The 3,033-nt window shown below is 68.7% G+C and carries 4 protein-coding genes; 3 read left to right on the top strand and 1 reads right to left on the bottom strand.

The window, feature by feature from the left end:
* The first annotated feature begins 140 nt into the window (after nt 1-140).
* The 3 genes from EXE48_RS18080 (at nt 141) to EXE48_RS18070 (ending at nt 1,345) form a co-directional block, all read left to right on the top strand.
* Complete coding sequence (locus tag EXE48_RS18080; RefSeq protein WP_137712159.1) at nt 141-629, top strand: fasciclin domain-containing protein; 489 nt, start codon at nt 141-143, stop codon at nt 627-629.
* A 103-nt stretch (nt 630-732) separates the two neighbouring features.
* Complete coding sequence (locus EXE48_RS18075) at nt 733-1,008, top strand: ArsR/SmtB family transcription factor (RefSeq protein WP_053771857.1); 276 nt, start codon at nt 733-735, stop codon at nt 1,006-1,008.
* A 55-nt stretch (nt 1,009-1,063) separates the two neighbouring features.
* A complete protein-coding gene (locus EXE48_RS18070; protein ID WP_053771856.1) occupies nt 1,064-1,345 on the top strand; it encodes a DUF8036 family membrane protein in 282 nt (93 codons plus the stop codon).
* Between the two features lie 32 nt (nt 1,346-1,377).
* Here the strand turns inward: EXE48_RS18070 and cysS are convergent, their stop codons facing one another.
* Nucleotides 1,378-2,865: a cysteine--tRNA ligase gene (gene cysS / locus EXE48_RS18065; RefSeq protein ID WP_137712158.1), complete on the bottom strand. Its 1,488-nt coding sequence runs from the start codon at nt 2,863-2,865 to the stop codon at nt 1,378-1,380.
* Between the last annotated feature and the right edge of the window lie 168 nt (nt 2,866-3,033).

Below are 3,033 nucleotides of genomic sequence, written 5' to 3'. Positions count from 1 at the left end.
GAGCGACCCCGCCCCGGTCCGGTCGCCGCCCCCTACCGGCAATACTGTCGAAGATTCGGGTCGCTTTCGTGCCGGATGCGGGTTACTTTCTCCAAATTATTGAATACATACTGAAACGTTCTCCCGGCCGGGTGTCTCCCATGAACGCGAACAGACGGACGGTACTGAAGGGCCTCGGCGCGGGAACGGCGACGCTGGTCGGCGGCGTCGGAGCGGCCGCCGCCAAGCCGCCGAGCCAAGGAGAAACGATCGTCGACGTGGCCGTCGCGGCCGACGGGTTCGACGTGCTCGTCGCCGCGGTCCAGGAGGCCGGGCTCGTCGACACGCTGAGCGGGAACAGACAGCTCACGGCGTTCGCCCCGACGGACGAGGCGTTCAACACCGCCGGAATCACGGTCGACAACGTCGGCGACGTCGACAGGCTCGGCGACGTGCTCACCTACCACGTCGTGCCGGGCCGCCGGAAGGCGAACTCGATCGTCAACGCGAGCCAGGTGCCGACGCTGAACGGCGCGAAGGTCGACGTCGACGGGACCGATCTCAACGGCGACCAAGCCGATATCGTCGACACGGACATCGAGACCTCGAACGGCATCATCCACGTCATCGACGGCGTGTTACAACCGTAGCGGCCCCGAGCCGCCAGATGGTCCCCGCCGACGCTCCCGTCCTCCGCCCTCGCGGTGCTGGTATCCACGCGTTTATAGGCCGCTCCGCCGATCGGTACTGTCGATGGAGCCGGTTCTCTGGCAGGTGCTGGCCGGAACGCGGGGGGGTCCCAACCGGGCCCGCCTGCTCCGCGCGCTCGACGAGCGCCCGCGGAACGCAAACCAGCTCGCAGAGGACCTCGACCTGGCGTACAAGACCGTGCGACACCACCTCGACGTGCTCGAAGAGAACGACGTGGTCGAGAGCACGGAACAGACCTACGGCGCGGTGTACCTACCGACCGAGCGCACCCGAGACAACTGGGAGACCGTCGAATCCATCATCGACCAACTGGAGTGAGCATGACCCGAACCTGGAACGCGGCGACTGATCGTGGAATCGGAGGCGACGCGGAATGACCCTGACGCTCGACGTGGCGCGAGTCGCCGCGGGGGTCAACATCCTGCTGTTGCTCGTCCTCCTCGGCATCTGGGGGCGCAGCTACCTCGAGGTGCGGTCGAAGCACACGCTCGGGTCGGCGGTGTTCGCCGCCTTCCTCTTGGCGGAAAACGCGCTGGCGCTGTTCTACTACCTGAACCCGCCGCAGATGTCGACGCCCGCGGTCCGCGCGATGATGTACCTCCAGGTCCTCGAGTTCGTCGGGATTGCGTTCCTCGTCTACGTGACCTGGGACTGACTGCCCTGTCCGAGCGAGCGCCGCTCCGCCCGCTACTCGAACCGGTACGTCGCGCCGTCCGGCCCGTCCTCTATCTCGACGCCGACCTCGCGGAGGGCGTCCCGTAGTTCGTCCGCACGCTCGTAGTTGCCCGCCTCGCGCTCGGCCTCGCGCACGTCGAGCACGAGCTCGACCAGCTCACCCGCCAGATCCACGTCGCCGCCGCTCTCCGTCTCGAACTGGAGCCCGAGCACGTCGCCGCCGAGGTCCTCGAACGCCGCCACGGCCTCGCGGAGGCCGCGGTAATCGTAGGCGTCCTCGGCCTCGTCGACCCCGTCGACGTGGCGGTTCACCGCGTCGGTGAGATCGAGGAGCGCCGCGGTCGCCTCCCGGAGGTTGAGGTCGTCGTTCATCGCGGCCGCGAACCCCTCGCGCGCGGTCGCGACCGCCTCGCGGAGGTCGTCGTCCGCGGCCTTCGCGCGGGAGTCGGTCGAGTCGAGCGCCTCGACGGCGCGGTCGTAGGTGCGCGAGAGGCGCTCCCAGCGCTCCTCGGCCTCGGCGATCGTCTCCTCGGTGAGCGCCTGCTCGGAGCGGTAGGCCGCGCCGGCGTAGAAGGTCCGGACCACGTTGACGCCGAGCTCCTCGAGGGCGTCGGGCACGGTCCAGAAGTTGCCGATGGAGGAGGACATCTTCTCGCCGTCCATCTCCAGGAGGCCGACGTGGAGCCAGTGGCGCGCGAACGCCTCGCCGGTGGCCGCCTCCGACTGCGCGATCTCGTTCTCGTGATGCGGGAAGACGAGGTCGCGCCCGCCCATGTGGACGTCGAGCGTGTCGCCGAGGTGCGTCGTCGACATCGCCGAGCACTCGACGTGCCACCCCGGGCGCCCCTCGCCCCACGGGGAGTCCCACGTCTCCCCGTCCGGCGTCTCGGCGCCGTGGTCGTGTTTGGCGTGCTCCCGCGCCGCGGTCTCGCTGACGCCGTCGGCCTTCCACAGCGCGAAGTCCGCGGGGTTGCGCTTCTCCGAGCGCTCGTCCGGGTCGCCCTGCGCTTCGAGCGCGTCGAGGTCCTGGTTCGAGAGCTTCCCGTACCCGTCGAAGCGCGTCACGTCGAAGTAGACGGAGCCGTTCGACTCGTAGGCGTACCCCTTCTGTATCAGGGTCTCCGTCAGGTCGATTATCTCCGGGACGTGTTCGGTGACGCGCGGGTACACCTCGGCCCGCTTGAGGTTCAGCCCGCGCATCGCGTCGAAGACGCTCGCGGTGAACGTCTCGGCCACGTCGCGTTCGGCGGCCCACTCGTCGCGCTCGCCGACGCGGGCGGTGATCTTCTCGTTGACGTCGGTGACGTTCTCGACGTGGCGCACGTCGTACCCCTCGTGTTCGAGCCAGCGGTGGAGCACGTCGGCGTGGAACCACAGGCGGGCGTGGCCGAGGTGCGGGTCGTCCGACACCGTCAGGCCGCAGACGTACAGCGTGACGTCGCCGTCGGCCGTGAACTCGACGCGCTCGCCTTCTAGGGTGTCGGTGACGACGAGACTCATTACGACGTCGTTGCCGGGGTGCGCGTTTCAAATCGTCGGATCGAGCGAGACGCGGACGAATCGGCGACAGACGCCGCCAAAGTTCCGGTCGTTCGGCGGTACATGGTCGCCGAGGCGAACACCGCCGAAGCCCCGGCCGCTCGGCGTTACGCGATCAACGAGTGTGCG

The sequence above is a fragment of the Halorubrum sp. ASP1 genome, assembly GCF_005435135.1.
In the GTDB taxonomy this organism is placed as follows: Archaea; Halobacteriota; Halobacteria; order Halobacteriales; family Haloferacaceae; genus Halorubrum; species Halorubrum tropicale.
This window is presented reverse-complemented; position numbering and strand designations above follow the sequence as displayed.

Coding starts and splice junctions, on each gene's coding strand:
- EXE48_RS18080 (WP_137712159.1), top strand. CDS start 141: ATGAACGCGAACAGACGGACGGTACTGAAGGGCCTCGGCGCGGGAACG.
- EXE48_RS18070 (WP_053771856.1), top strand. CDS start 1,064: ATGACCCTGACGCTCGACGTGGCGCGAGTCGCCGCGGGGGTCAACATC.
- cysS (WP_137712158.1), bottom strand. CDS start 2,865: ATGAGTCTCGTCGTCACCGACACCCTAGAAGGCGAGCGCGTCGAGTTC.
- EXE48_RS18075 (WP_053771857.1), top strand. CDS start 733: ATGGAGCCGGTTCTCTGGCAGGTGCTGGCCGGAACGCGGGGGGGTCCC.